This window comes from Cupriavidus basilensis, from assembly GCF_008801925.2.
Lineage (GTDB): Bacteria > Pseudomonadota > Gammaproteobacteria > Burkholderiales > Burkholderiaceae > Cupriavidus > Cupriavidus basilensis.
Map to the genome: position 1 here is coordinate 420,780 of NZ_CP062803.1, position 24,813 is coordinate 445,592.

The window sequence follows — 24,813 nt, forward strand, 5'->3', positions numbered from 1 at the left end:
GCGGGCTTGTTGCGTCGCGGCACGAACACCGCCGGGCAAAACAGGCCAAGTATAACGAGCGGCAGCAGGCTTGGCACCGGTGGCGGACCCCCGCGCCGGAGGGACAGGAGACATCCATGCAGGAACCGTCGGCGACGACCTTCCCGCGCTTGTTGCTTGCGCATGCGCAGCAGCGGCCGGAAAGCCCGGCTTACCGTGAGAAGGATCTCGGGATCTGGCAAACCTATAGCTGGGCGCAGACTGCGCAGGAGGTGCGCGCGCTCGCGTGCGGCCTGGCGGCCCTGGGCTTTGCCCGCGGCATGAACCTGGCGGTGGTCGGCGACAACCGGCCGCGCCTGTACTGGGCCATGAGCGCGGCGCAGGCCATGGGCGGCGTGCCGGTGCCGCTCTACCAGGATGCCATCGCCGGCGAGATGATCTATGTGCTGAACGATGCCGAGATCGGCTTTGCCATCGTGGAGGACCAGGAGCAGGTGGACAAGCTGCTGGAGGTGGAGGAGCAGCTAGCCGCGCAGGGCCGCACGGTGCGCCACATCATTTATGAAGACCCGCGCGGGCTGCGCGACTACGATCATCCGGCGTTGATGTCTTACCAGCGCCTGCAGGAAATCGGCCGCGAGTTCGATCGTGCCAATCCAGGCTACTTCGATGCCGCCGTTGCCGCGGGCGATCCTGACGATACCGCCATCATCCTCTACACCTCCGGCACCACCGGCAAGCCCAAGGGTGTGTGCCACTCGCATCGCGGCCTGATCGGCGCGGCGCGCAATGGCTGCGCGTTCGATGGCCTGAGCGCAAGGGACGATGTGCTGTCCTACCTGCCGATGGCATGGGTGGGCGACAACCTGTTCTCGTACGCGCAGGCCATGGTGGCGGGCTTCACCGTGAACTGCCCGGAATCGCGCGAGACGGTGATGACCGACCTGCGCGAGATCGGCCCCACCTATTACTTCGCGCCACCGCGCATCTATGAAAACCTGCTCACGCAGGTGATGATCCGCATGGAAGATGCGGGCTGGATCAAGCGCAAGCTCTTTCACTGGGCCATGGGCGTGGCGCGCCGCTGCGGCACCGACATCCTCGACGGCAATCCGGTGCCGCTGGCCGACCGCCTGCGCTACGCGGCCGGCGAGGCGCTGATCTTCGGGCCGCTGCGCAATGTGCTCGGCATGAGCCGCATCCGCGTGGGCTACACGGCGGGCGAGGCGATTGGCCCGGACCTGTTTCGCTTTTATCGCTCCATCGGCGTCAACCTCAAGCAGTTCTACGGCCAGACCGAAACCTGCGCCTATGTCTGCCTGCAGCCGGACGGCAAGGTCAAGTTCGATTCGGTCGGGCCCGCCGCGCCGGGCATGGAGATCCGCATTGCCGAGAACGGCGAAGTGCTGGTGCGTGGCGTGGGTTTGTTGAAGGCCTACTACAAGCGCGACGATGCCACCCGCGAGGCGATCAACGATCAAGGCTATTTCATGACCGGCGACGCCGGCGTGATCGACGCCGATGGCCACCTCAAGATCATCGATCGCGCGAAGGACGTGGGCAAGCTGTCCGACGGCGCCATGTTCGCGCCCAAGTACATCGAGAACAAGCTCAAGTTCTTTCCCTATATCAAGGAAGCGGTGGCGTTCGGCACCGGCCGCGACAGCGTCTGCGCGTTCATCAACATCGATTTCGATGCCGTGGGCAACTGGGCCGAGCGGCGCCACCTGGCCTATGCGGGCTACATCGACCTGGCGGCGCAGCCAGAGGTGATCGCCATGATCGGCGAGTGCGTGGAGCAGGTGAATGCCGATCTCGCCGCCGATGCCATGCTGGCTGGCTCGCAGGTTTCGCGCTTCCTGATCCTGCACAAGGAACTCGATCCGGACGACGATGAGCTCACCCGCACGCGCAAGGTGCGCCGTGGCTATATCGCCGAGAAATACGCGTCGCTGATCGATGCCCTGTACGCCGGCAAGCCGGAGCAGTTCATCGAGACGCGCGTGAAGTTCGAGGACGGGCGTGAAGGCAGCGTCTCGGCCACGTTGAAGCTGGTCGATGTCAAGCGCTTCCCCCCGGCCACCGCCGGTGCGAAGCGCGCAGCATGAGCAGGGGCGAGAGGATGACGCAAATGGCATGGCAAGGGGTGGGGCGCGGCGGCGATGGCCAGCCGGCGTGGAGCGGCGCATCCGCGGGGGCAGGGGCAACAGCAACAGCACAAGCGCTCGGCGGGGTTCAGATGGAGCATGCGCAGGTGCGCAAGGCCGGCGACGTGATACTCGACCTGCAGAATATTTCGTTGGCCTTCGGCGGCGTGAAGGCGTTGACCGATATCTCGTTTGACGTGCGCGAGCATGAGATCCGCGCCATCATCGGCCCCAACGGCGCGGGCAAGAGCTCGATGCTCAACGTGATCAACGGGGTCTACCACCCGCAGCAAGGGCGCATCGTGTTTCGCGGCGAGGAGCGGCGCAAGATGCATCCCACCGCCGCGGCGCGCCAGGGCATTGCGCGCACCTTCCAGAATATCGCGCTGTTCAAGGGCATGACCGTGCTCGACAATATCATGACCGGGCGCAACACCAGGTTCCGCAGCGGCCTGCTGGCCAATGCGCTGTGGTGGGGCCCGGCGCGCAACGAGGAAATGCAGCACCGGCGCAAGGTCGAGGAGGTGATCGATTTCCTCGAGATCCAGGCGATCCGCAAGACACCGGTGGGACGCTTGCCCTACGGACTGCAAAAGCGCGTGGAGCTGGCGCGCGCGCTGGCGGCCGAGCCTTCGATGCTGCTGCTCGACGAGCCGATGGCCGGCATGAACGTGGAAGAGAAGCAGGACATGTGCCGCTTCATCCTGGACGTGAACCATCAGTTCGGCACCACCATCGTGCTGATCGAGCACGACATGGGCGTGGTGATGGACATCTCCGACCGCGTGGTGGTGCTGGACTACGGCAAGAAGATCGGCGATGGCACGCCGGAAGCGGTGAAGGCCAACCCGGATGTGATTCGCGCCTATCTGGGCGCGGGCCACTGATGCAGCTGCAAGACAAGGACAATCATGACGTTCTTCTTTGAAATCCTGATCGGCGGCTTATTGTCGGGGTTGATGTACTCGCTGGTGGCGCTGGGGTTCGTGCTGATCTACAAGGCATCGGGCGTGTTCAACTTCGCGCAGGGCGCGATGGTGTACTTTGCCGCGCTGGCGGTGGTGGGGCTGATGGACAAGGGCCTGCCGATGTGGGCGGCCGTGATCGGCGCGTTTGGCGTGATGGTGGTGGTCGGCATCAGCACCGAACGGCTGGTGCTGCGCAAGCTGGTGAACCAGCCACCCATCACGCTGTTCATGGCCACCATCGGGCTGTCCTTCTTCCTCGAGGGGCTGGGGCCGCTGTTGTTCGGCAATGAAGTGCGCCCGATCAACCTCGGCATCGTCGACGAGCCCATCGAAGCCATCCTGACGCGCTTCAATATCGTGGTGTCCAAGTTCGATCTGGCGGCGGCGGGTATCGCCGCCGTCCTGGTGGGCACGCTGGCGCTGTTCTTCCAGTACACCAAGGTGGGCCGTGCCTTGCGCGCGGTGGCGGACGATCACCAGGCCGCGCTGTCGCTGGGGATTCCGCTGCAGCATATCTGGGCCATCGTCTGGGGCGTGGCGGGCTTCGTGGCGCTGGTGGCGGGCATGCTGTGGGGCTCGCGCAACGGCGTGCAGTTCGCGCTGACGCTGACCGCGTTGAAGGCGTTGCCGGTGCTGATCCTGGGCGGCTTTACCTCGGTGCCCGGCGCCATCGTCGGCGGGCTGATCATCGGGGCATCGGAGAAGCTGGCCGAGATCTATATCCCGCCCGTGTTCCAGTCCGCGTTCGGCGGCAACTTCGGTGGCATCGAAGGCTGGTTCCCCTATGTGTTTGCGCTGTTGTTCCTGCTGGTGCGGCCCGAGGGGCTGTTCGGTGAGAAACACATCGATCGTGTCTGACCGGCCCGCGCCTCAGGAGAGAAAACATGTTCTACCGTGAATCCGGCCAGTTCAAGACCACCTACGTTGCCGACAGCCAGATCTTCCCCATCCGCCAGGACCGCATCGGCTTTGCGGTGCTGATGGCGGTGGCCTTCGTGGCGATCCCGCTGCTGGGTTCGGAGTACTGGTTCTCGGCCATCCTGATCCCGTTCCTGATCTTCGCGCTGGCCGCGCTCGGGCTCAATATCCTCACGGGCTACGCGGGGCAGCTCTCGCTTGGCACCGCGGCCTTCATGGCGGTGGGCGCTTACGCGGCCTACAACTTCCAGTTGCGCATCGAGGGCCTGCCGGTGCTGCTGACCTTTATCCTCGCCGGACTGTCGGCGGCGATGGTAGGTGTGGCGTTTGGCTTGCCGTCGCTGCGCATCAAGGGCTTCTACCTTGCGGTGGCGACGCTGGCAGCGCAGTTCTTCGTGGTGTGGGCGCTGACCAAGTTTCCCTGGTTCTCCAACAACAGCTCATCGGGCGTGATCACTGCGCAGCAGTTGAACCTGTTCGGCATCGCCATCGACACGCCGGTGAAGAAATACCTCTTCGTGCTGATGCTGGTGACGGTGCTGGCCATGGTGGCCAAGAACCTGGTGCGCTCCTCCACCGGGCGCGCCTGGATGTCGGTGCGCGACATGGACGTGGCGGCGGAAGTGATCGGCATTCCACTGATGCGCACCAAGCTGCTGGCCTTTGCCGTCAGCTCGTTCTACTGCGGCGTGGCGGGCGCGCTCTATGCGTTCTGCTACCTGGGCTCGGTCGAGCCGGACGGCTTCTCGCTCGACCTTTCCTTCCGCGTGCTGTTCATGATCATCATCGGCGGCGTGGGCAGCATCCTTGGCTCGTTCCTGGGCGCGGCCTTCATCCTGCTGCTGCCGATCTTCCTGGACATCGCGCTGCCGCCGCTGGCCGCGCTGCTGCACTTGCCCTTTACCAACGCCGCCGTGTCGCATATCCAGTTGATGGTGTTCGGCGGGCTGATCATCTTCTTCCTGGTGGTGGAGCCGCATGGCCTGGCACGGCTGTGGCAGATCGCGAAGGAGAAGCTGCGGCTCTGGCCATTCCCCCATTGAGTCTCACCGCATTGACGTTTTTTGGTTCGGAACAAGACAAACGGGTATTCCATAACAAACACACCTGCCAAGGTGAAGGAGACTGTCATGACCATCCTGATTCGCAATCTGCAGCGCATCGCCCTGGCGATGGGTGCGTCGGCCGCGCTACTGGCGCCGCTGGCGGTGCAGGCGCAAAGCGGCGAGCAGTTCGTTGCGCTGCCCAGCTATCGCGTCGGCCCTTATGGTGCCAACGGACAGTCCTTCTATGGCGGCTTCGTCGACTACCTGAACTACGTCAACCTCAAGGACGGGGGCGTGAACGGCGTCAAGCTGTCGTGGGAAGAATGCGAGACGGAGTACAACAACGCCAAGGGCGTGGAGTGCTATGAGCGGCTCAAGGGCAAGAGCCCAGTCAGCAAAGGCACCGCGTACCACACCATGTCGACCGGCATCTCCTACGCGCTGGTGGACAAGACCGCGGGCGACAAGGTGCCGCTGGTGATGATGGGCTATGGCCGCACCGATGCGGTCGACGGTTCGGTCTTCCCCTATGCTTTCCCGCTGGTCACCACCTACCAGATGCAGGTCTCGGCCATCGTCAAGTTCCTGGCGGGCAAGAACGGCGGCTCGCTGGCCGGCAAGAAGATTGTCTACCTGTATCACGACTCCGCCTATGGCAAGGAGCCGATCGTGGCGCTGGAAGCCGAAGCCAAGCTCGGCAAGTTCAACCTGGTCGAGATCCCGGTGGCGCACCCCGGCAACGAGCAGGGCGCGCAGTGGCTGAAGATCCGCCAGGAGAATCCTGACTACGTGATCTTCTGGGGCTGGGGCGTGATGAACCAGACCGCGCTCAAGGCGGCGCAAAAGGTGGGCTTCGCGCGCGACAAGATGATTGGCTCGTGGTGGGCAGGTTCGGAAGAAGACACCGTGCCCGCCGGCGATGCCGCCAAGGGTTATATGAGCGCAACCTGGAACGTGGCGGGCAAGGGCGTGCCGCTGATCGCCGATATCGACAAGGTGGTCTACGGCGCGGGCAAGGGCAATATGCAGGACCGCAACAAGGTTGGCTCGGTGCTCTACAACCGTGGCGTGTCCGCAGCCGTGGTGACGGTGGAAGCGATCCGCGTGGCGCAGGCCAAGTATGGCAAGGGCAAGGTCATGAGCGGCGAAGACATGCGCTGGGCATTCGAGAACCTGAACGTGAACAATGCGCGCCTGCAGCAACTGGGCGCCACGGGCTTGCTGCCGGAGATCAAGACCAGCTGCGACAACCACGAAGGCTCGGGCAAGGTGAAGATCCAGCAGTGGGACGGCACCAAGTGGGTCGTGGTGTCGGACTGGATCGAAGGCAACAAGAACCTGATCCATCCGCTGTTCAAGGCGAGTGCCGCGCAGTTCGCGAAGGAGAAGGGCATCTCGCCTGCCTGCATGAAGTCTTGATCCGGGCGCTGCAAGGCGTTTGTTGATTGTTGTCGACTCCGCTCGCCCGCATGCGGGCGAGCGCAGATGAAGCCAGCCAGGAACCACCAACCGAGCCGCACCATGAGCCTGTTGTCCGTCAACAATATCGAAGTCATCTACGACCACGTCATCCTGGTGCTCAAGGGTGTTTCCCTCGACGTGCCCGAGGGGCGGATCGTGGCGCTGCTGGGCGCCAACGGCGCGGGCAAGACCACCACGCTCAAGGCCATCTCCAACCTGCTGCATGCCGAGCGCGGCGATGTCACCAAGGGCTCGATCGAGTACCGCGGCAACCGGGTCGACCGGCTCACGCCCAACGAGCTGGTCAAGCGCGGGGTGATCCAGGTGATGGAGGGGCGGCATTGCTTCGCCCACCTGACGCTGGAGGAAAACCTGCTGACCGGCGCCTATACGCGCGGCTTGTCGCGCAGCGAAACACGCGATGCGCTGGAGCGCATCTACGACTACTTCCCGCGCCTGAAGACGCGCCGCAAGTCGCAGGCGGGCTACACCTCGGGCGGCGAGCAACAGATGTGCGCGATCGGCCGGGCCATGATGGCCAAGCCCAGCATGATCCTGCTCGATGAGCCATCGATGGGGCTGGCGCCGCAGATCGTGGAGGAGATCTTCGAGATCGTGCGCGACCTGAACCAGCGCGAGAAGGTCAGCTTCCTGCTGGCCGAGCAGAACACCATGGTGGCGCTGCGCTACGCGGACTACGGCTACATCCTGGAGAACGGCCGCGTGGTGATGGATGGCGCGGCCGAGGCGTTGCGCACGAATGAGGATGTGAAGGAGTTCTACCTGGGCGTCGCCGCGAACGATGGCGAGGGCGGCGGGAGAAGCTCCTTCCGCGACGTAAAGAGCTATCGCCGGCGCAAGCGCTGGCTCGCCTGAGCAGCGCGAACAAGCCTGCTGCGCGAACCGTGCACGACTGCGCTCCGCCAATCCGTCTCGGGTCGCTCGCAACGGCTTCTTCGTTCTTCCCGAGGCGCGTGCGGCTTTAAACAGTACGGTTCATCACGCGACTACCTACGCGCTTACCTACGCGCTTACCTACGCGAACTACGCACCATGCCTGAATACTTCGATTCGCTTGAAACGCGCGCCCCCGCCGTCCGCTCGCTGGCCTTGCTGGACGCCTTGTCGCGCCAGGTCGCGCATGCCAAGGCGCATGCGCCTTATTTTGCGGAGGTGCTGCGCGACGTGGACCCGCGCGCGCTGGACTCGCGCGCCGCGCTGGCGGCGCTGCCGGTGACGCGCAAGTCCGAGCTGACGGCGCGGCAGAAGACCATGCCGCCGCTGGGCGGGCTGAATGCGACGCCGCTCGGCGGCCTGCGCCACATCTTCCAGTCGCCCGGCCCGATCCACGAGCCCGACGGGCATGGCGCCGACTGGTGGCGGATCGCGCGCGCGATGTTCGCGGCAGGCTTCCGTTCGGGCGATCTCGTCTACAACACCTTCTCCTACCACTTCACGCCGGCCGGCATGATGATGGAATCCGGCGCCCATCGGCTGGGCTGCTGTGTGTTCCCGGCGGGCGTGGGACAGACCGAATCGCAGGTGCAGGCGATGGCGAGCCTGCAGCCGGCGGCCTACGCGGGCACGCCATCCTTTCTCAAGCTGCTGCTGGAAAAGGGCGATGAGCTCGGCTTGTCCTGCAAGGGCCTGACGAAGGCGCTGGTGTCTGGCGAGGCATTGCCGCCATCGCTGCGCGCCTGGTTCACCGAGCGCGGCATCCGCGTGCAGCAGATGTACGGCAGCGCCGACGTGGGCCTGATCGCCTACGAGACGCAGGGCGGCGATGGCTGGGTGGTGGACGAGAACGTGCTGGTGGAGATCGTCGAGCCGGGCGGCACGCAGCCCATGCCTGACGGCGAGACCGGCGAGGTGGTGGTCACGGTGCTGGGCAATGGCGACTATCCGCTGATCCGTTTCGGCACGGGGGACCTGTCGGCGTTCGTGGCCGGCTCGGACGAGCGCGCCAGCCCGTGCGGGCGCACCAACCAGCGGCTCAAGGGCTGGCTGGGCCGCGCCGACCAGACCACCAAGGTCAAGGGCATGTTCGTGCATCCCGGGCAGGTGGGCGAGGTGGTGCGGCGCCATCCCGAGGTGCGTGCCGCGCGCCTGGTGGTGACGGGCAGCGTGGGTGCCGACGTGATGACGCTGCACTGCGATGCCGCGCGTGACGATGCGGCACTGGCACAGGCCATCGGCGAATCGCTGCGCGAGGTGATGCGCCTGCGCGGCGAGGTACGCTTCGTGGCAGCAGGCTCGCTGCCGCAGGACGGCAAGGTGATCGAGGACGCGCGGCGTTACGACTGAGCGCGGTCGCGCCCGGGGGGCGCGGCCGCATGGCCGCCGGCGGGCCGCGTCGGCAGCCACAGCAGCCACGCGCTGACGGCCGCGGCGATGGCGACCAGCGTTAGCGAAGCCAGCGCCCGCTCGCGCATCAGCCATGCGGTGGTGCCCATCGACAGCCACATCATGCCGATGGCCAACCGCTTGGCGCGCAGTGGAATGCTGCGGTGGGCCTGCCAGTCACGCACCAGCGGGCCGAAGCGCGGATGCGCAATCAGCCGCGCATGGAAGCGCTCCGAGCCGCGCGCGAAACACGCGGCGGCCAGCAAGACGAAGGGCGTGGTCGGCAGCACCGGCAGGAAGATGCCGACGATGCCCAGCAGCAGGCTGAGCACACCGAGCGCCACCCACAGCGCGCGCAGCGCGCGTTGCCTGCGGCTGCGCGCGGCGGGCTGGGCGGGTGGTGCGGGACGGATGGGCGTAGCGGCTGGCAACGCGCTCAGACCGCGAGCCCCAGGCGGGCGCGCGCGTCGTTGTACTCGGCCTTCATGCGCGCCACGATTTCGCCCGTGGTAGGGATGTCGTGGATCTGGCCCACGCCCTGGCCGGCGCCCCAGACGTCCTTCCATGCCTTGGCCTTGGAGGCGCCGCTGGAAAAATCCATCTTGGTCTTGTCCGCCTGCGGCAGGTTGGCGGGATCCAGCCCCGAGGCCTCGATGCTCTCGCGGATATAGTTGCCGTGCACGCCGGTAAACAGGTTGGTGTAGATGATGTCGGCCGCAGCGGAGGTGGTGATCGACTGCTTGTAGGACTCGCTGGCATGGGCTTCCTGCGAGGCAATGAAGCGGGTGCCGACGTAAGCGAAGTCCGCGCCCATGGCCTGCGCGGCCAGCACGGATTCGCCGGTGGCAATCGAGCCCGACAGCGCGATCACGCCGTCGAAGATCTTGCGCACTTCGCCCACCAGCGCGAACGGCGACAGCGTGCCGGCATGGCCGCCGGCGCCGGCCGCCACCAGGATCAGCCCGTCCACGCCGGCCTCGATCGCCTTCTCGGCGTGGCGGATGCTGATCACATCGTGCAGCACGATGCCGCCATAGCTGTGCACGGCGTCGATCATCTCCTTGGGCGGCGCGCGCAGCGAGGTGATGAAGATGGGTACCTTGTGGTCCACGCACACCTTGATGTCGTGCTCCAGGCGCACATTGGAGGTGTGGACGATCTGGTTGACGGCGATCGGCCCGACCGGCTTGCCCGGGTTGGCGGCGCGGAAGGCGGCGAGATCGTCTTCCAGCTGCGTGAGCCAGTCGCCCAGCATCTCGGCGGGGCGCGCGTTCAGCGCGGGGAAGGAGCCGACGATGCCGGCTTTGCACTGCGCCAGCACCAGCTCGGGGTAGCTGACGATGAACATCGGCGAGGAAATCACGGGCAGCGCCAGGTTTTGCAGGACCTGGGGCAATTGTTTGGCGGCGGGCATGGCGTCTCCTGGACCACGAGCGGGCGCCGGTGGCGCCCTGGATATGAACGATCGTTCGATTATAGGGAGTTTCGGCTGGCGGGCGTTAGGCGGGCGTTAGAAGGGGCGGTCTACCGGGGCCATACACCGAGGCAAGGCGAGGGAACAGTCTTTGAGCCGAGTCTGCGCCGGAGCCCGCGCCGGCAGCAAGTAACATGGCGGCATGCATGTCGTGGCCGGCGCTGTTACAAAACGGCCGGCTGGCGTGAAGCGCCGTTCTTCAGCGAGCGCGAGCGATGAGGCGTTTGCGGCTTTGCGCGCGCACTTTTCCGATGAGGAGATCGCCGAGCCTGGCTTTGCCGTTGTCACGATCAACGCGTGGAACCTGCTCAACGTGCGCTTTCGCAATCCGATCCCGGAAAGGGCATAACGCGCAAAAAGGCATAGCGCCAGCCCGCAGCTCGCGCGTGTCGTCCTTGCCTTCACCGCGCACGCCGTAGACGTCCTCGAGCGGAACGGTGAACAAAAAAAACCCCGCTACGCCGCGGGGCAACTACCACGAAGACTGATAGGAAGAGGCGGGAGGGCACCTGCCAATGCCGCATCCGCACAGCGGACTATATGCGGCGTTTGTGACGGACTGAAGGCGCTCGCGTGAAGACGGGATGACGGCCGCGCGCGCGGCGCGCCATGAAAAAACGGCGCCCCGGGGCGCCGTCTCTTCCTGGCATGTCGCTCCGGGTTCAGAGCCGTTTCAGATCTTTTCCAGCAACAGGCCCTTGAGGTACTCGCCTTCGGGGAAGGCCGCCAGCATCGGGTGATCGGTGCCGGCCGAGAGGCGCCGCAGGATGCGCGCATCGGCGCGGGCATCGGTCGCCGCGCCCGCCACGATCTTCTGGAACAGCTCCATGCTGATCGCGCCGGAGCACGAGTAGGTGAACAGCAGGCCACCCGGGCGCAGCAACTGCAGGCCGACCAGGTTGATCTCCTTGTAGGCGCGCGCGGCGCGGTCGATGTGCTGGGCCGACGGCGCGAACTTGGGCGGGTCCAGCACGATCAGGTCGAACTGGCGGCCGTCGGCGCGGAACTGGCGCAGCGACTTGAATACGTCGGCGTCGAGCCAGGTCGCGCGCTCGGGGTCGAAGCCGTTGAGGGCGACGTTGCCCGCGGCGGTCTTGAGCGCCTCGCCGGAGGAGTCGATCGAGGTCACCGAGGTGGCGCCGCCGCGCAGCGCCGCCAGCGAGAAGCCGCCGGTGTAGCAGAAGCAGTTGAGCACTTCGCGGCCATTGGCCAGATCGCCCACCAGCTTGCGGTTGTCGCGCTGGTCGACATAGAAGCCGGTCTTGTGGCCTTCCTTCACGTCCACGTAGTAGCGCACGCCGTGCTCGGTCACGCTGAGCTCGGGGTCGGGCGCGGCGCCGGCCAGCACGCCGGTCACCAGCGGCAAGCCTTCGCGCTCGCGCACGGCAGCGTCGGAGCGCTCGTACACGTTCGGGCAGCCGGTTTCCTTGACCAGCGCCTGCACCAGCGCGTCCTTCCAGGCTTCGACCCCGGCCGCGTTGAACTGGCACACCAGCTGGCCGTTGGCGCCGCTGCCGTAGTAGTCGACGATCAGGCCCGGCAAGCGGTCGGATTCACCGAAGATCAGGCGCACGGCGTCGCTGTCTTTCACCCACTGCTTGCGATGCGCGAGGGCGGCGGACACGCGCCGCTTGAACATGGCGTGATCGACCGGCTCGTTCTCGTCGAAGCTCCACACCCGCACGCGAATCTGCGAAGAGGGGCTGTACGCCCCGCGCGCCAGGAAGCGGCCGTCGGCGGCGCGCACGATCACGGTGCTGCCGGGCTCGCAGCGGCCTTCGACGGTATCCACGCCGGTGGCGTAGACCCAGGGGTGGCGGCGCAGCAAGGATTTTTCCTTGCCGGGCTTGAGGGTGATGGTGTTCATGATTTGTTCTTTTAGGCGCCAGACGAAGCCGAGCAGGCAGGCCAGCCCGGTCCGAAGTGCCTGATTGTTGTTACTCCCTCTCCCGGCATGCGGGAGAGGGGAGCCACGCAGTGCATGGCGGGAGGATGACGGCAAGCTCGCCGGTCCGCTGCACCGCTTAAGCGGCTACAGCACCACCTTCACCATCGGGTGCGACGTCAGCGCGCGGTACAGCTCGTCGAGCTGTTCGCGGCTGGTGACCCATACCGTGACGGTCAGGCCGAGGTAGTTGCCCTTGGCTGAAGGGCGCATCTCCATCTTGCCGGCGTGGAAGTCGGGATCGAAGCCTTGCACCAGCGTCACGATGGATTCGGCAAAGCCATCCTGCATGCCGCCCATCACCTTGATGGGGAAATGGCTGGGGTACTCGATCAGCGACTCGGCCGGCGGGATGTCGCCCGGCTTGCCCTGGTCGGAATTGTCGGCGCTCATTTCAATGCCCTCCTTACTTGCGCTTGAACCACAAGCGGATGGTATCCCACAGGCGGCCGAAGAAGCCGGCCTCGGGCACGTCTTCCAGCGCCACCACCGGGAACTCGGCCACCTTGGTGGCGCCGTCCATCAGCTTGACCGTGCCGACCTGCTGGCCGGCGGTGAGCGGTGCCACCAGCAGTTCCTGGCGCTCCAGCACCGGCTTGATGCGCCCGCCCGTGCCCTTGGGCACGGTGATGTAGGTCTCGTCCTTGACGCCGATCTTGACGGTGGATGCCTTGCCCTTGTAGATGTCGGGCGTGGCCAGTACCTGGCCGCGGTCGTACAGGCGCAGCGTGTCGAAGAACTGGAAGCCGTAGTTCAGGATCTTCAGGCTTTCCTGCGTGCGGACCGCTTCGGTGGTGGTGCCGATCACGATCGAGACCAGGCGGCGCGAGCCGTTAGGCACATTGGCCAGCGGGCGCTTGGCCGAGGAGATCAGGCAATAGCCGGCCGACTTGGTGTGGCCGGTCTTGAGGCCGTCCACGGTGGGGTCGATATAGAGCAGGCGGTTGCGGTTGGGCTGGCGGATCTTGTTGTAGGTGAATTCCTTCTGCGAGTACATGCTGTAGTACTCGGGGAAGTCCTTGATGATCCGCGTGGTCAGCGTGGCCAGGTCCATGGCCGTGGTGTAGTGGTTCGGATCGGGGATGCCGTCGGTGTTGCTGAAGTGGGTGTTCTTCATGCCCATGCGCTGGGCCTCGCGATTCATCATCGCCACGAAGCCCTCTTCCGAGCCGCCCACGGCTTCGGCCAGCGCCAGCGCCGCGTCATTGCCCGATTGCACGATCAGGCCCAGCAGCAGGTCCTGCACGCTGACCGGCTTGTTGGCTTCCAGGAACATGCGGGATTCGTCGCTCTTGACCTTCTGCACGATCGTGGTCGGCACCACGGTCTGGTCCAGCGTGAGGCGCTTTTCCTTGAGTGCCGAGAAAGCCAGGTAGGCGGTCATCAGCTTGGTCAGCGAAGCCGGCTCGATGCGCACATCGGCGTTCTGCGAAGCCAGGGCCTGGCCGCTGGTGACGTCAAACAGCATCCAGGACTTGGCCGCCACCTGCGGCATCGGCACGCCCTGGGCGCGCACGGGAGCCGGGGCAAGCACCACGGCGGCGCCGACGATGGCTGCCGTGACCAGGGCGGAAGTGTTGGCGGACGCGAAAAGCGGCGTGGCTCTATTCAACATGTTTCAGTTTCCGACAAAAAAAAGGGCGTGGAGTGCATCCGGTGACATGGCGGGGCGGCGCGCCGCCCCCGTCACCGGTCCCACGCATTGACGACGAGCTGCTTGATCAGGTGCAGCTTGCGGTGAAAGAAGTGGTCGGCGCCGGGGATCACGATCACCGGCAGTTCCTGCGGGCGGGCCCAGTCGAACACGCTCGCCAGCGGCACGGTATCGTCCTGCTCGCCGTGGATGACGATGGTGTCGGCCGGCACGTTGGCGACTTCCCAGCGGCTGGCGGCGGTGCCCACCATGGCCAGGCGCTGCACCGGCGTGCCTGCCTCGGCCAGGCGCCTGGCGACGTGGCTGGCGACGAAGCTGCCGAACGAGAAGCCGGCCAGCGCCAACGGCAGCGTGGCGGCATCCGGCGACCACGCGGACTGGGTGCGCATCCAGTCGATGACAGCCAGCAGGTCGTCCTGCTCGCCCACGCCGTTGTCATGGCTGCCGGCGGTGCCGCCGACGCCACGGAAGTTCGGGCGCACGGTGGCGTAGCCAAGCTGCACGAAACTGCGTGCCAGCGTCTGCGCTACCTTGTTGTCCTTGGTGCCGCCGAACAGCGGGTGCGGGTGGGCCACCAGCGCGAGCCCGCGCGGGGCGCCGGCCTGGGGCAGGTCGACTGAAACGTCGATGGCGCCGACGGGGCCGGTGACGGTAAGTACCTGGGTATGCGCGTTCATGGAAACAGGAAGCAGGGTGGCTGGCTCAGGCGCCGTGGCGCCCGGGTTTCAGTGATTCAGCGTTTCAGCTTTTCAGCCGGGGCCCAGGTCAATCAGTGATCGACCATCAGGCGTTCGACCGGCTTGCCGCCCACCAGATGGCTCTCGATGATCTCGTCGATGTCCTGCTCGTCGACGAAGGTGTACCAGACGGCCTCGGGATAGACCACCAGCACTGGCCCGAGTTCACAGCGGTTCAGGCAGCCAGCCTTGTTGATGCGCACGCGGCCTTCGCCGCCGGAGATGCCAAGCGCCTTGCAGCGCTTCTTGGCGTATTCCTGCATGGCCTGCGCGTTATGCGCGCCGCAGCAGGCGCCGCCGTCCTCGCGCTGGTTGAGGCAGAAGAAAACGTGGTGCTGGTAGTGGCTGCTCATGCGTGGTGGGCGTATCGGCGGCGGCAACGCAGGCGGCAAAGTGTGCCCGGGGCGCGCGCCGGCCGCCAGGAATAGGTGGAAGGGCTGAATTATACGGCGTCATGGGGGTCGGTTCGACGCTTTGGCGACCCGCTTCGATGCCGCGCGTACCGCGCCCGCGCCACGGGTGGCGTAGCGCGCACCCACGCCGGCCGGGTCGTCCGGATCTCCGGACGGCTGGATTCCGGAATTCCGGAAAATCGGAGTGAGGCGTTGTCCGCTTTTTCAGCTTCCTTTTGAAATCAGTCACTTGGCGACGCCGGCCGGCCTGGCACGACGGTTGCGATGCTTAAGGCAGACGCGCTCCATTTGCAGGGCGCGCGAACCTGCCGCTGTGCGGCGGCGGGCACGGTCAAATACCGAGGACGACATCATGAGGAAACCCTTTTACAAGATCCTGTACGTGCAGGTGCTGTTCGCCATCGCGGTGGGCATCGTGCTCGGGCATTTCTGGCCCGCTACGGGCGTAGCCATGAAGCCGCTGGGCGATGGCTTCATCAAGCTGATCAAGATGATCATTGGCCCGATCATCTTCTGTACCGTGGTGTCCGGCATCGCCGGCATGCGCGACATGAAGAAGGTGGGCCGGGTCGGCGGCAAGGCGCTGCTGTACTTCGAGGTGATCTCCACCTTCGCGCTGCTGATCGGCCTGCTGTCCGCGCACCTGCTCAAGCCGGGCGTGGGATTCAACATCGATCCGGCCACGCTCGACACCAAGGCGATCTCGCAGTACGTGACGCAGGCGCATGGCCAGAGCACGGTCGAGTTCTTCATGCACATCATCCCGGACACGATGGTCAGCGCGTTCGCCAATGGCGACATCCTGCAGATCCTGCTGATTTCCCTGTTCTTCGGCTCGGCACTGGCGGCCATGGGTGACCGCTCGAAGATCGTGTTCGACTTCGTCGAGCAGGTCTCCAAGGTGTTCTTCCACATCGTGCATGTGATCACCAAGGTGGCCCCGCTCGGCGCGTTCGGCGCGATGGCCTTCACCATCGGCAAGTACGGCCTGGGCTCGCTGGTGCCGCTGCTCAAGCTGATCGGCACGTTCTACTTCACCGCGATCGTCTTCGTGGTGGTGGTGCTGGGCACGGTGGCGCGGCTGACGGGCTTCAACATCTTCCGCTTCATCGCCTACATCAAGGAAGAACTGCTGATCGTGCTGGGCACCAGCTCGTCGGAAGCCGCGCTGCCGCACCTGATGGAAAAGCTGGAAAACCTCGGCTGCTCCAAATCGGTGGTGGGGCTGGTGGTGCCCACGGGTTACTCCTTCAACCTGGATGGCACCAACATCTACATGACCATGGCGGTGCTCTTCATCGCCCAGGCCACCGGCATCGAGCTCACGCTGCTGCAGCAGCTCACCGTCCTGGGCGTGGCGATGATCACCTCCAAGGGCGCCAGCGGCGTGACCGGCTCCGGCTTCATCACGCTGGCCGCCACGCTGGCGGTGGTGCCGGATATTCCGGTGGCGGGCATGGTGCTGATCCTGGGCATCGACCGCTTCATGAGCGAATGCCGCGCGCTGACCAATATCATCGGCAATGGCGTGGCGACGGTGGTCATGTCGGCATGGGAGCATGAACTTGACCGCGCGCAGCTTGACCGCGCGCTGCGCCGTGGCGGCGATGAAACGGCCGAACTTGCCGAAGCCGGCCCCGGCGTCCGCTGAGGTCCCGGCCTCCGGAGCGGCGGCGCCAGCCGGCGCCGCCCGCCAGCGGGTATCATCGGCGCGTGTCCCTTCGCATGCGCCGATGCCACATTCCGACGATTTCCTCGCCGTGCATGATCCCGCTTCTGCCCGCCTGGTGCATGCGCCAGGCGATGGCGGCGGAACCTGGCGGGGCTTTGCCGCCGCGCTCGCCGTCGGCCTGGTCATCCTGTGCTCGCTGACCTGGCTGGTATCGGTGCAGCGCGGCATCGACGGGCTGCAGCAAGCCACGGCCACCCGCGCCGATCGTTACGCGGCCACGCTGGAAAGCACGCTCGACCGCTACGAGTTCCTGCCCGCGCTGGTTTCGCTCCATCCCTTTGTCCATGACCTGCTGGCCGCGCCGGGCGATCCCGTGCGCGTGGCGGCGGCCAACCGCTACCTTGCCGAAGTCAACCGCCGCGCGCGGGCTTCGGCCACCTATGTCATTGCCGCCAGCGGCCTCGCGCTGGCCGCCAGCAACCATGACGAGCCGGGCAGCTTTGTCGGCACCGACTATCGCTTCCGTCCTTACTTCCAGAGCGCATCGCGCGGGGAGATCGGGCGCTTCTACGCCATCGGCATCACCAGCGATGAGCCCGGCTACTACATTGCGCAGCCCGTGAAGGTGGCGGGGCGCGTGGTGGGCGTGACCGTGGTCAAGCTCAACCTGGAGTGGTTCCAGCGCGCCGGCGCCGGCGGCGCCGAGCCGGTGATGGTGAGCGACGAGCATGGCGTGATCTTCCTTTCCTCGGTGCCGGCCTGGCAGTACCGCACCTTGCAGCCGCTGCCAAGCGAGCTGCAGACCGAGCTGGACCGCACGCGCCAGTACCATGACCAGGAGGTCCGGCCGCTGCCGCTGGAGGCGCTGCAATCCCCGGTTACGCAATGGCTCGGCCGGACCGTGCTGGGCGAGGGCGCGCGGCTGGTGCGCATCGGTACCGGCGGCAACGCCGAGCGCTACCTCGAGATCAGCCGCAAGGTGGGCCCGGCCGGCTGGACCATGCAGGTGATGGCCGCGCTGGACCCGGTGCTGGCCAGCGCGCGCAATGCCACCGTCGGGGCGGCGCTGGCCTATGCCTGCATGTGCCTGCTGCTGTTCAACTGGCGTCAGCGCCGGCAGCGCGCCCGCGATATCGAATATGGCCGGCGCCTGCTCGAAGCCGCCTACGACGAGCTGGAGCGCCGGGTGGAGGCGCGCACCGCCGACCTGATGGCCATCAACGAGCAGCTGGAAGCCGAGGTGGCCGAGCGTACCCGCGCCGAGAGCGAGCTGCGCGCGGCGCAGGATGAACTGGTGCAGGCCAGCAAGCTGGCGGCGCTGGGCCAGATGGCAGCCGGGATCACGCATGAACTGAACCAGCCGCTGGCGGCCCTGCGCACCTTTTCCGACAACACCCGCGTGCTGCTCGAGCGCGGGCAGCTCGATGCGGCCGCGGGCAACCTCGTTGCCATCGCCGACCTCACCACGCGCATGGGCAAGATCACCGGGCAGCTCAAGCTGTTCGCCGGCAAGGCGCGCCAGCGCCGGCACGCGGTGCATGTGCGCGCCGCGCTGGACCACGTGCTGGCGCTGATGGCCCCGCGCCTGGCCCATGTCGCGCTGAAGGTGGAGGGCTTGTCCCAGCCGCCCGGGCCGGCGGTGTGGGCCGACGAGCTCAAGCTCGAGCAGGTGCTGCTCAACCTGATCGGCAATGCGCTCGATGCGCTGGCAACCGCGGCGCCGCACGCGCCTTGCGTGGAAGTGGCGGTGAGCGAGCATGGCGGCACGGTCAGCATCGCGGTGCGCGACAATGGCACCGGCATCGCGACCGATGCCTTGCCACGACTGTTCGAACCCTTCTTCACCACCAAGGAGATCGGCCAGGGACTTGGCCTGGGACTGGCCATTTCGTCGTCCATCGTGCGCGAGTTCGGCGGGCAGCTGAGCGCGGCCGACCGGCCCGGCGGCGGCGCGGAATTCGTGGTGATGCTGCGGCGCGCGCCCGCGCCCGAAGGCGCCGCGCCCCGCGACGCCGCCACTTCCATCTCTCCCACCCATACTGAGTGAGCATTGCCATGCAAGACGGATTGCGTGTCCTGTTCGTCGAAGACGAACCCCTGGTACGCCAGGCCACCGCGCAGAGCCTGGAGCTGGCTGGCTTCTCCGTGCTGGCGCTGCCCTCGGCCGAGGCCGCCATGCCGCACCTGTCGCCGGAGTTCCCCGGCGTGCTGGTGACGGACGTGCGCCTCACCGGCGCCAGCGGGCTGGACCTGCTGCAGCACTGCCGCAATGCGGCGCCGGGCGTGCCGGTGATCCTGGTCACCGGCCACGGCGATATCACCATGGCGGTACAGGCCATGCGCGAAGGCGCCTACGACTTTATCGAGAAGCCCTTTGGCGCCGACCGCCTGACCGAAACCGTGCGCCGTGCGCTGGAGCGGCGCGCGCTGGAGCTGGAGAACCGCGCGTTGCGGCGCGAGCTGGCCGGCCCGGCCGCGGGCACGCGCATCATCGGGCGCTCGCCGGCCATCGAGCAGGTGCGCACGCTGGTGGCCAACGTGGCCGCCACGGATGTCCCCGTGATGATCAACGGCGAGACCGGCACCGGCAAGGAGTTGGTGGCGCGCAGCCTGCATGCTTTGTCGCCGCGCCACCAGGCGCCCTTCGTCGCGCTGAACTGCGGCGCGGTGCCCGAGGCCATCTTCGAGAGCGAGATGTTCGGCCACGAGGCCGGCGCGTTTACCGGCGCCGGCAAGCGCCGCGTGGGCAAGCTCGAGCACGCCTCGGGCGGCACGCTGTTCCTCGACGAGATCGAGAGCATGCCGCTGGCGCTGCAGGTCAAGCTGCTGCGCGTGCTGCAGGAGGGCACGCTGGAGCGGCTCGGCTCCAATGCATCCATTGCCATCGACGTGCGCATCGTGGCCGCGGCCAAGGGCGATATGGAGACGCTGGTGGCGCAAGGCACGTTCCGCGAGGATTTGTATTACCGGCTCAACGTGGTCACCATCCCGTTGCCCCCGCTGCGTGAGCGGCGCGAGGACATCGTTGCGCTGTTCGAGCATTTCATGCTGGTGGCGGCGGTGCGCTACCAGCGCCCTGTGCCCATCCTCTCCGAGCTGCAGCGCCAGGCGCTGATGCAGCGCGCGTGGCCCGGCAACGTGCGCGAGCTGCGCAACGCCGCCGACCGCCTGGTGCTGGGCGTGCCCGAGGGCGGCACGCGCGCCGATGCGCTTGACGACTCTACGCCGCTCAAGGAGCGCATGGAGCACTACGAGCGAGCCGTCATCGCCGATACGCTGGCGCGTACCGGCGGCGCGGTCAGCCAGGCGGCGGATCTGCTGCAGGTGGGCAAGGCCACGCTGTACGACAAGATCAAGCGCTACGGGCTGTAGCGCTTCCGGCGTTTTCTGCGTTTCCTGCGTTTCCGGGCGAACCGGCCGCTGCGCGCTTCGTGTCAACATCTCTTGATACACTCGCGGGCCCGAACAGCTCACCCGGAACACGCAATGAACGAGGTATCCAGCCAGCACGCATCCAGCCGCCTGGGCGGCACGGCCGTCGAGGTCGATGGCCGGCAACTCACCGCCGCCGCGCTGGCGCAGGTGGCGCAAGGCCGTCGCCCGGCCAGCCTCGACCAGGCTACGCGTGCTCATGTGGCGGATGCGCGTGCGCGTTTCGAGGAACTAGCCTCGTCCAATATCCCCATCTACGGCGTGTCCACCGGCTTTGGCGAGCTGGTGCATAACTGGGTGGATATCGAGCATGCCGGCGCCCTGCAGGAAAACCTGTTGCGCAGCCACTGCGCTGGTGTGGGCCCGCTGTTCGGGCGCGAAGAGGTGCGCGCGATGATGGTTGCGCGCGCCAATGCGCTGGCGCGGGGCTATTCGGCGGTACGCCCGCTGGTGATCGAGCAATTGCTGCGTTATGTCGAGGCGGGCATCACGCCCGCCGTGCCGCAGGTGGGCTCGCTCGGCGCCAGCGGCGACCTCGCGCCGCTGTCGCATATTGCCATCACACTGATCGGCGAAGGCAAGGTGCTGCTGGCCGACGGCACCACCGCGCCCACCGCGCAGGTATTGCGCGAGCATGGCATCGAGCCGATCAAGCTGTCCCACAAGGAAGGGCTGGCCCTGATCAACGGCACCTCGGCCATGACCGGCATGGCGTGCCTGCTGCTGGAAACCATGCGCGCCCAGGTGACGCAGGCCGAGATCATCGCGGCGCTGGCGCTGGAAGGGCTCAACGCCTCGGCCGACGCCTTCATGACCCACGGCCACGACATTGCCAAGCCGCATCCGGGCCAGGTGCAATCGGCGGCCAACCTGCGCGCGCTGCTGGCGGGTTCCACGCGCCTCTCGGGGCATGGCCAGCTGGCGGGGGAAATGAAGACCCGCGCCGGCGACGAGAAAAACACCGGCACCGGCGTGTTTATCCAGAAGGCCTACACGCTGCGCTGCATTCCGCAGGTGCTGGGCGCGGTGCGCGACACGCTGGGCCACTGCGCCACCGTGGTCGAGCGCGAACTGAATTCGTCCAACGACAATCCGCTGTTCTTTGACGACGGCGAGCTGTTCCACGGCGGCAATTTCCACGGCCAGCAAGTCGCGTTCGCCATGGACTTCCTGGCCATCGCGGCCACGCAGCTTGGCGTAGTGTCGGAGCGCCGCCTCAACCGCCTGCTCAGCCCGCACCTGAATAACGGCTTGCCGGCTTTCCTGGCGGCCGCCAACGAGGGCCTGAGCTGCGGGTTTGCCGGCGCACAGTATCCGGCCACGGCGCTGATCGCCGAGAACCGCACCATCTGCAGCCCGGCCAGCATCCAGAGCGTGCCGTCCAACGGCGACAACCAGGACGTGGTGAGCATGGGCCTGATCGGCGCGCGCAATGCACGCCGCATCATCGACAACAACCAGTACATCCTTGCCGTGGAACTGCTCGCAGCCTGCCAGGCCGCCGAGCTGGCCGGCGCGGTGCAAAGCCTGTCGCCGGCGGGCCGCGCGGTCTTCGCCTTTGTGCGCGAACGCGTGCCATTCCTGGCGATGGATCGCTACATGACCGACGACATCGAAGCCATTGCCGCGCAACTGCGCGCCGGCGCGCTGGTGGAGGTGGTGCGCGCGGCTGGCGCGGCGGTCAACTGACACGCGCCTTGGCCGCGCAGCCTCATTTCCACATATCGCGCATGCGCCCGGCCAGGTCGAGCCTGGGCAGCGGCGCCTTGGCCGGCGCGTCCGCTACCGGCGGGGGCGGCGGCCAGGACCGGCTGTGGAACAGCGGCATCACGCGGTTAGGCAGAAAGCGCGTGCGCGAGGCGTAGACATGGCGGTCGCCATAAGCGGTCTGCTGGTGCACATAGAACCGCTGCGGCACCACGATGTCGAGGTGGTCGCGGGCGCGGGTCATGGCGACGTATAGCAGCCGGCGCTCTTCCTCGATTTCCTCGGTGGTGCCGGTGGCCAGGTCCGAAGGCATGCAGCCATCGACGGCATTGAGCACATAGACGGCCTTCCATTCCTGGCCCTTGGCCGAGTGGATGGTGGACAGGATCAGGTAATCCTCGTCGCGCAGCGGCACGCCGGATTCGTCGCTCGATGCGTCCGGCGGGTCGAGCGTGAGTTCCGTCAGGAAGCGCTCGCGCGACGCGTAGGTGGCGGCGATACGCTCCAGTTGCTGCAGGTCGGCGGCGCGCGCGGGCGCGTCGTCGTGCAGGCGCTCAAGGTGCGGCTGGTACCACGCCACCACCTGCTCGAAGGCGGAGGGCCACGGCGCGGCCGGGGCCATCAGGCTGCGCGCCAGCGCCAGCAGGTCGGGCCAGGCCTCGGCGGCGGCCGGCGGCGCCTCAAAGGACTCCAGGGCAAATAGCGGCTCGGTGGCAATTTCCACCGCATCGAGCACGCGAGCGGCAGTCTTGGGCCCCACGCCCGGCAATAGCTGCAGGCTGCGGAAGCCTGCCATGCGGTCGCGCGGATTTTCCAGCCAGCGCACCACCGCCAGCACATCCTTCACGTGCGTGGATTCCAGGAACTTCAAGCCGCCGAACTTCACGAACGGGATATTGCGCCGGACCAGCTCGATCTCCAGCTGCGCGCTGTGGTCGGCGGCGCGGAACAGCACCGCCTGCGACAGCAGCGCCAGCCCGGCCTCGCGCCGAGAGAGGATCTGCTCGACCACATAGCGGGCCTGGTCCGCCTCGTCGTTGACCACCACGATCTCCGGCTTCTCGGCCGAGCCGCGCTCCGACCACAGGTCCTTGGTATAGCGCTCGGCCGCCAGCCCGATCACCGCGTTGGCGGCGGCCAGGATGGGCTGGGTGGAGCGGTAGTTCTGCGACAGCGTGACCATGTCCGCGGCCGGCGTGAACTGCGCGGGGAAATCGAGGATATTGCGCACCGTGGCGCCACGGAAGGCGTAGATCGACTGGGCATCGTCGCCCACCACCGTCAGGCCGCGCCCGTCGGGCTTGAGCGCGAGCAGGATGGCAGCCTGCAGCGCATTGGTGTCCTGGTATTCGTCCACCAGCACGTGATCGAAGCGCGCGCCCATGTCCTGCGCCAGCGCGGGCTCGGCCAGTGCCTGCGCCCAGTAGAGCAGCAGGTCGTCGTAGTCGAGCACCTGCTGCTTTTGCTTGGCTTGCACATAGCCGGCAAATAGTCCGCGCAGCGCATCCGTCCACATGGCATAGCGCGGGAACCATTGCTTGAGCACGTCTTCAAGCGGCGCCTGGGTGTTGACCACGCGCGAGTAGATCGACAGGCAGGTTTCCTTGCGCGGGAACCGCGAAGCCTGGGCCGACAGGCCCAGGTCGTGCCGCACCACGTTCATCAGGTCGGCGGCGTCGCCGCGGTCGCAGATGGTGAAGCTGGGCGACAGGCCAAGCGTTTCCGCGTACTCGCGCAGCAGGCGCGCGCCGATGGCGTGGAAGGTGCCGGACCATGTGAGTGCCGCGCGCCCCGCCCCGCAGGCTTGCATGCCCAGCGCCTGGTCGACGATGCGCTCGACCCGCCGCCCCATCTCCGACGCCGCGCGGCGCGAGAACGTCAGCAGCAGGATGCGGCGCGGGTCTGCGCCGCCCAGCACCAGATGGGCAACGCGGTGCGCCAGCGTGTTGGTCTTGCCCGAGCCGGCACCGGCGATGATCAGCAGCGGCGCGGCGGGCTCGTGCGTCACGGCCGCGCGCTGTTCCGGGTTCAGGGTGGACAGGTAGGCCGGCGTGTCGGGGGCGGCGGCATCCACAGTATCGGGCTGCTTGGCGGCGGGTGCGTCGCAAAGCACGGCGCTGGAATCGGGATCGAGTAACACGGAGCGGGGGCCTTAGGGGATGCCGGGCGCAAGTGCGCTGGCCAGCATGGGCGGGGAATGCTGCTGGCAACTGTATATCCATACAGCCGGGCTGCGCAAGCCGGGCATTGCGCGACGGCGCCCGGCAATAAAAAAGGTGCCATGGAAGGCACCTTTGCGGGCGGAGGCGGTGGGCCAGGCAGTGGCTCAGGCCGCCTTGGCGAGCGCGCCATCGAGCAGCTTGTGCAGTGCGTCCCACTCGGGCTCGCCCACATAGCGCTTGAGGATATGGCCGTCCTTGTCGATCACGAAGGTGGTCGGGGTCAGCTGCACTTCGCCGAATGCCTTGGCGGCCGCGCCGTCGGAATCCATCGCCACCTTGAACGGCAGCTTGCGCGTTTGCGCATAGTTCATCACGTACATGGGCGGGTCATAGCTCATTGCCACGGCGACGAACTCCAGGCCCTTGTCCTTGAACTTGTCATAGGTGCGGACCATGTCCGGCATTTCCTTGACGCAGGTGACGCAGCTGGTGGCCCAGAAGTTGACCAGGTAGACCTTGCCCTTGAGATCGGCGGTGCTGATTTTTTCGCCGGACAGCAGCGTGAACGTGGCGGGCGGCGCCGCATTGGCGGGCGCGATGGCGCGATAGCCAAACCAGCCCAGCACGGCAACCAGCAGCACGGCGGCGATCACAGGCCACAGCTTGCGCGTGGCGGTGCTTGCCGGGGTGGGTGCGGTGGAGGAAGCGGAGGTCGTCATGATGCTCGCCGACAGGTCAGACAAGCCACTATTCTA

20 protein-coding genes and 1 pseudogene are annotated in these 24,813 nt (G+C 66.7%); 12 read left to right on the forward strand and 9 right to left on the reverse strand.

What is annotated here, in order from left to right; translation table 11 throughout:
- Positions 1 to 116 precede the first annotated feature (116 nt).
- From F7R26_RS01845 to F7R26_RS01875, 7 genes are all read left to right on the forward strand, one after another.
- Positions 117 to 2,087 (forward strand): AMP-dependent synthetase/ligase, encoded by a 1,971-nt coding sequence (locus F7R26_RS01845; RefSeq protein WP_150989592.1) that lies wholly within the window; start codon positions 117 to 119, stop codon positions 2,085 to 2,087.
- 14 nt (positions 2,088 to 2,101) lie between these two features.
- Positions 2,102 to 3,013, forward strand: a complete 912-nt coding sequence (locus F7R26_RS01850) for an ABC transporter ATP-binding protein (RefSeq protein WP_150989595.1) — start codon at positions 2,102 to 2,104, stop codon at positions 3,011 to 3,013.
- Positions 3,014 to 3,037: 24 nt separating this feature from the next.
- Positions 3,038 to 3,952, forward strand: a complete 915-nt coding sequence (locus F7R26_RS01855) for a branched-chain amino acid ABC transporter permease (protein ID WP_150989598.1) — start codon at positions 3,038 to 3,040, stop codon at positions 3,950 to 3,952.
- A 26-nt stretch (positions 3,953 to 3,978) separates the two neighbouring features.
- The gene (locus F7R26_RS01860) at positions 3,979 to 5,055 is read left to right on the forward strand and encodes a branched-chain amino acid ABC transporter permease (protein ID WP_150989601.1); all 1,077 of its coding nucleotides are present in this window, start codon (positions 3,979 to 3,981) and stop codon (positions 5,053 to 5,055) included.
- A gap of 87 nt (positions 5,056 to 5,142) precedes the next feature.
- Positions 5,143 to 6,477 carry an ABC transporter substrate-binding protein gene (locus tag F7R26_RS01865; protein ID WP_150989604.1) on the forward strand — a complete coding sequence of 445 codons (1,335 nt, stop codon included), beginning with the start codon at positions 5,143 to 5,145 and terminating at the stop codon, positions 6,475 to 6,477.
- A gap of 102 nt (positions 6,478 to 6,579) precedes the next feature.
- Entirely contained in the window at positions 6,580 to 7,395 is an 816-nt protein-coding gene (locus F7R26_RS01870; protein WP_035875783.1) for an ABC transporter ATP-binding protein, read from the forward strand.
- A gap of 177 nt (positions 7,396 to 7,572) precedes the next feature.
- Positions 7,573 to 8,823, forward strand: a complete 1,251-nt coding sequence (locus F7R26_RS01875) for a phenylacetate--CoA ligase family protein (RefSeq protein ID WP_150989607.1) — start codon at positions 7,573 to 7,575, stop codon at positions 8,821 to 8,823.
- Here F7R26_RS01875 and F7R26_RS01880 read toward each other — a convergent pair.
- Complete coding sequence (locus F7R26_RS01880; protein ID WP_241754402.1) at positions 8,814 to 9,293, reverse strand: YbaN family protein; 480 nt, start codon at positions 9,291 to 9,293, stop codon at positions 8,814 to 8,816. The genes F7R26_RS01875 and F7R26_RS01880 overlap by 10 nt on opposite strands.
- 5 nt (positions 9,294 to 9,298) lie before the next feature.
- Complete coding sequence (locus F7R26_RS01885; protein WP_150989612.1) at positions 9,299 to 10,276, reverse strand: NAD(P)H-dependent flavin oxidoreductase; 978 nt, start codon at positions 10,274 to 10,276, stop codon at positions 9,299 to 9,301.
- Positions 10,277 to 10,492: 216 nt separating this feature from the next.
- On the opposite strand from F7R26_RS01885, the pseudogene F7R26_RS01890 reads away from it, so the two are divergent.
- Positions 10,493 to 10,685, forward strand: a pseudogene (locus F7R26_RS01890) (carboxymuconolactone decarboxylase family protein); the annotation flags it as partial.
- A gap of 324 nt (positions 10,686 to 11,009) precedes the next feature.
- Here the strand turns inward: F7R26_RS01890 and F7R26_RS01895 are convergent.
- The 5 genes from F7R26_RS01895 to F7R26_RS01915 all read right to left on the reverse strand — a co-directional run bounded on the left by F7R26_RS01895 (position 11,010) and on the right by F7R26_RS01915 (position 15,025).
- Positions 11,010 to 12,203: a class I SAM-dependent rRNA methyltransferase gene (locus F7R26_RS01895; protein WP_150989615.1), complete on the reverse strand. Its 1,194-nt coding sequence runs from the start codon at positions 12,201 to 12,203 to the stop codon at positions 11,010 to 11,012.
- 165 nt (positions 12,204 to 12,368) lie between these two features.
- Positions 12,369 to 12,674, reverse strand: coding sequence for a YbeD family protein (locus F7R26_RS01900; protein WP_150989618.1), 306 nt, complete (start codon positions 12,672 to 12,674; stop codon positions 12,369 to 12,371).
- Positions 12,675 to 12,687: 13 nt separating this feature from the next.
- On the reverse strand, positions 12,688 to 13,896 hold the full coding sequence (locus F7R26_RS01905; protein WP_150989621.1) for a D-alanyl-D-alanine carboxypeptidase family protein: 1,209 nt from the start codon (positions 13,894 to 13,896) through the stop codon (positions 12,688 to 12,690).
- A gap of 71 nt (positions 13,897 to 13,967) precedes the next feature.
- Positions 13,968 to 14,612 carry an alpha/beta hydrolase gene (locus F7R26_RS01910; protein ID WP_150989624.1) on the reverse strand — a complete coding sequence of 215 codons (645 nt, stop codon included), beginning with the start codon at positions 14,610 to 14,612 and terminating at the stop codon, positions 13,968 to 13,970.
- Positions 14,613 to 14,704: 92 nt separating this feature from the next.
- Positions 14,705 to 15,025, reverse strand: coding sequence for a (2Fe-2S) ferredoxin domain-containing protein (locus F7R26_RS01915; RefSeq protein WP_043343288.1), 321 nt, complete (start codon positions 15,023 to 15,025; stop codon positions 14,705 to 14,707).
- A gap of 409 nt (positions 15,026 to 15,434) precedes the next feature.
- Here F7R26_RS01915 and F7R26_RS01920 point away from each other — a divergent pair, with 409 nt between their 5' ends.
- The 4 genes from F7R26_RS01920 (at position 15,435) to cmdF (ending at position 21,878) form a co-directional block, all read left to right on the forward strand.
- On the forward strand, positions 15,435 to 16,736 hold the full coding sequence (locus F7R26_RS01920; RefSeq protein ID WP_277820358.1) for a dicarboxylate/amino acid:cation symporter: 1,302 nt from the start codon (positions 15,435 to 15,437) through the stop codon (positions 16,734 to 16,736).
- 82 nt (positions 16,737 to 16,818) lie between these two features.
- On the forward strand, positions 16,819 to 18,804 hold the full coding sequence (locus tag F7R26_RS01925) for a sensor histidine kinase (RefSeq protein WP_150989629.1): 1,986 nt from the start codon (positions 16,819 to 16,821) through the stop codon (positions 18,802 to 18,804).
- A gap of 8 nt (positions 18,805 to 18,812) precedes the next feature.
- Positions 18,813 to 20,129, forward strand: a complete 1,317-nt coding sequence (locus F7R26_RS01930) for a sigma-54-dependent transcriptional regulator (protein ID WP_043343292.1) — start codon at positions 18,813 to 18,815, stop codon at positions 20,127 to 20,129.
- A 114-nt stretch (positions 20,130 to 20,243) separates the two neighbouring features.
- Positions 20,244 to 21,878, forward strand: coding sequence for a tyrosine 2,3-aminomutase (cmdF, locus tag F7R26_RS01935; protein WP_150989632.1), 1,635 nt, complete (start codon positions 20,244 to 20,246; stop codon positions 21,876 to 21,878).
- Positions 21,879 to 21,900: 22 nt separating this feature from the next.
- On the opposite strand, the gene F7R26_RS01940 is transcribed toward cmdF, so the two are convergent.
- Together F7R26_RS01940 and F7R26_RS01945 are read right to left on the reverse strand one after the other, a co-directional pair.
- On the reverse strand, positions 21,901 to 24,009 hold the full coding sequence (locus tag F7R26_RS01940) for an ATP-dependent helicase (protein WP_150989747.1): 2,109 nt from the start codon (positions 24,007 to 24,009) through the stop codon (positions 21,901 to 21,903).
- Between the two features lie 213 nt (positions 24,010 to 24,222).
- Positions 24,223 to 24,777, reverse strand: a complete 555-nt coding sequence (locus F7R26_RS01945; protein WP_150989635.1) for a TlpA disulfide reductase family protein — start codon at positions 24,775 to 24,777, stop codon at positions 24,223 to 24,225.
- Positions 24,778 to 24,813 lie beyond the last annotated feature (36 nt).

Bases quoted from the DNA above. Each gene is read 5' to 3' on its own strand.
- F7R26_RS01845 (WP_150989592.1), top strand. From the start codon at position 117: ATGCAGGAACCGTCGGCGACGACCTTCCCGCGCTTGTTGCTTGCGCAT.
- F7R26_RS01850 (WP_150989595.1), top strand. From the start codon at position 2,102: ATGACGCAAATGGCATGGCAAGGGGTGGGGCGCGGCGGCGATGGCCAG.
- F7R26_RS01855 (WP_150989598.1), top strand. From the start codon at position 3,038: ATGACGTTCTTCTTTGAAATCCTGATCGGCGGCTTATTGTCGGGGTTG.
- F7R26_RS01860 (WP_150989601.1), top strand. From the start codon at position 3,979: ATGTTCTACCGTGAATCCGGCCAGTTCAAGACCACCTACGTTGCCGAC.
- F7R26_RS01865 (WP_150989604.1), top strand. From the start codon at position 5,143: ATGACCATCCTGATTCGCAATCTGCAGCGCATCGCCCTGGCGATGGGT.
- F7R26_RS01870 (WP_035875783.1), top strand. From the start codon at position 6,580: ATGAGCCTGTTGTCCGTCAACAATATCGAAGTCATCTACGACCACGTC.
- F7R26_RS01875 (WP_150989607.1), top strand. From the start codon at position 7,573: ATGCCTGAATACTTCGATTCGCTTGAAACGCGCGCCCCCGCCGTCCGC.
- F7R26_RS01885 (WP_150989612.1), bottom strand. From the start codon at position 10,276: ATGCCCGCCGCCAAACAATTGCCCCAGGTCCTGCAAAACCTGGCGCTG.
- F7R26_RS01895 (WP_150989615.1), bottom strand. From the start codon at position 12,203: ATGAACACCATCACCCTCAAGCCCGGCAAGGAAAAATCCTTGCTGCGC.
- F7R26_RS01900 (WP_150989618.1), bottom strand. From the start codon at position 12,674: ATGAGCGCCGACAATTCCGACCAGGGCAAGCCGGGCGACATCCCGCCG.
- F7R26_RS01905 (WP_150989621.1), bottom strand. From the start codon at position 13,896: ATGTTGAATAGAGCCACGCCGCTTTTCGCGTCCGCCAACACTTCCGCC.
- F7R26_RS01910 (WP_150989624.1), bottom strand. From the start codon at position 14,612: ATGAACGCGCATACCCAGGTACTTACCGTCACCGGCCCCGTCGGCGCC.
- F7R26_RS01915 (WP_043343288.1), bottom strand. From the start codon at position 15,025: ATGAGCAGCCACTACCAGCACCACGTTTTCTTCTGCCTCAACCAGCGC.
- F7R26_RS01925 (WP_150989629.1), top strand. From the start codon at position 16,819: ATGCCACATTCCGACGATTTCCTCGCCGTGCATGATCCCGCTTCTGCC.
- F7R26_RS01930 (WP_043343292.1), top strand. From the start codon at position 18,813: ATGCAAGACGGATTGCGTGTCCTGTTCGTCGAAGACGAACCCCTGGTA.
- cmdF (WP_150989632.1), top strand. From the start codon at position 20,244: ATGAACGAGGTATCCAGCCAGCACGCATCCAGCCGCCTGGGCGGCACG.
- F7R26_RS01945 (WP_150989635.1), bottom strand. From the start codon at position 24,777: ATGACGACCTCCGCTTCCTCCACCGCACCCACCCCGGCAAGCACCGCC.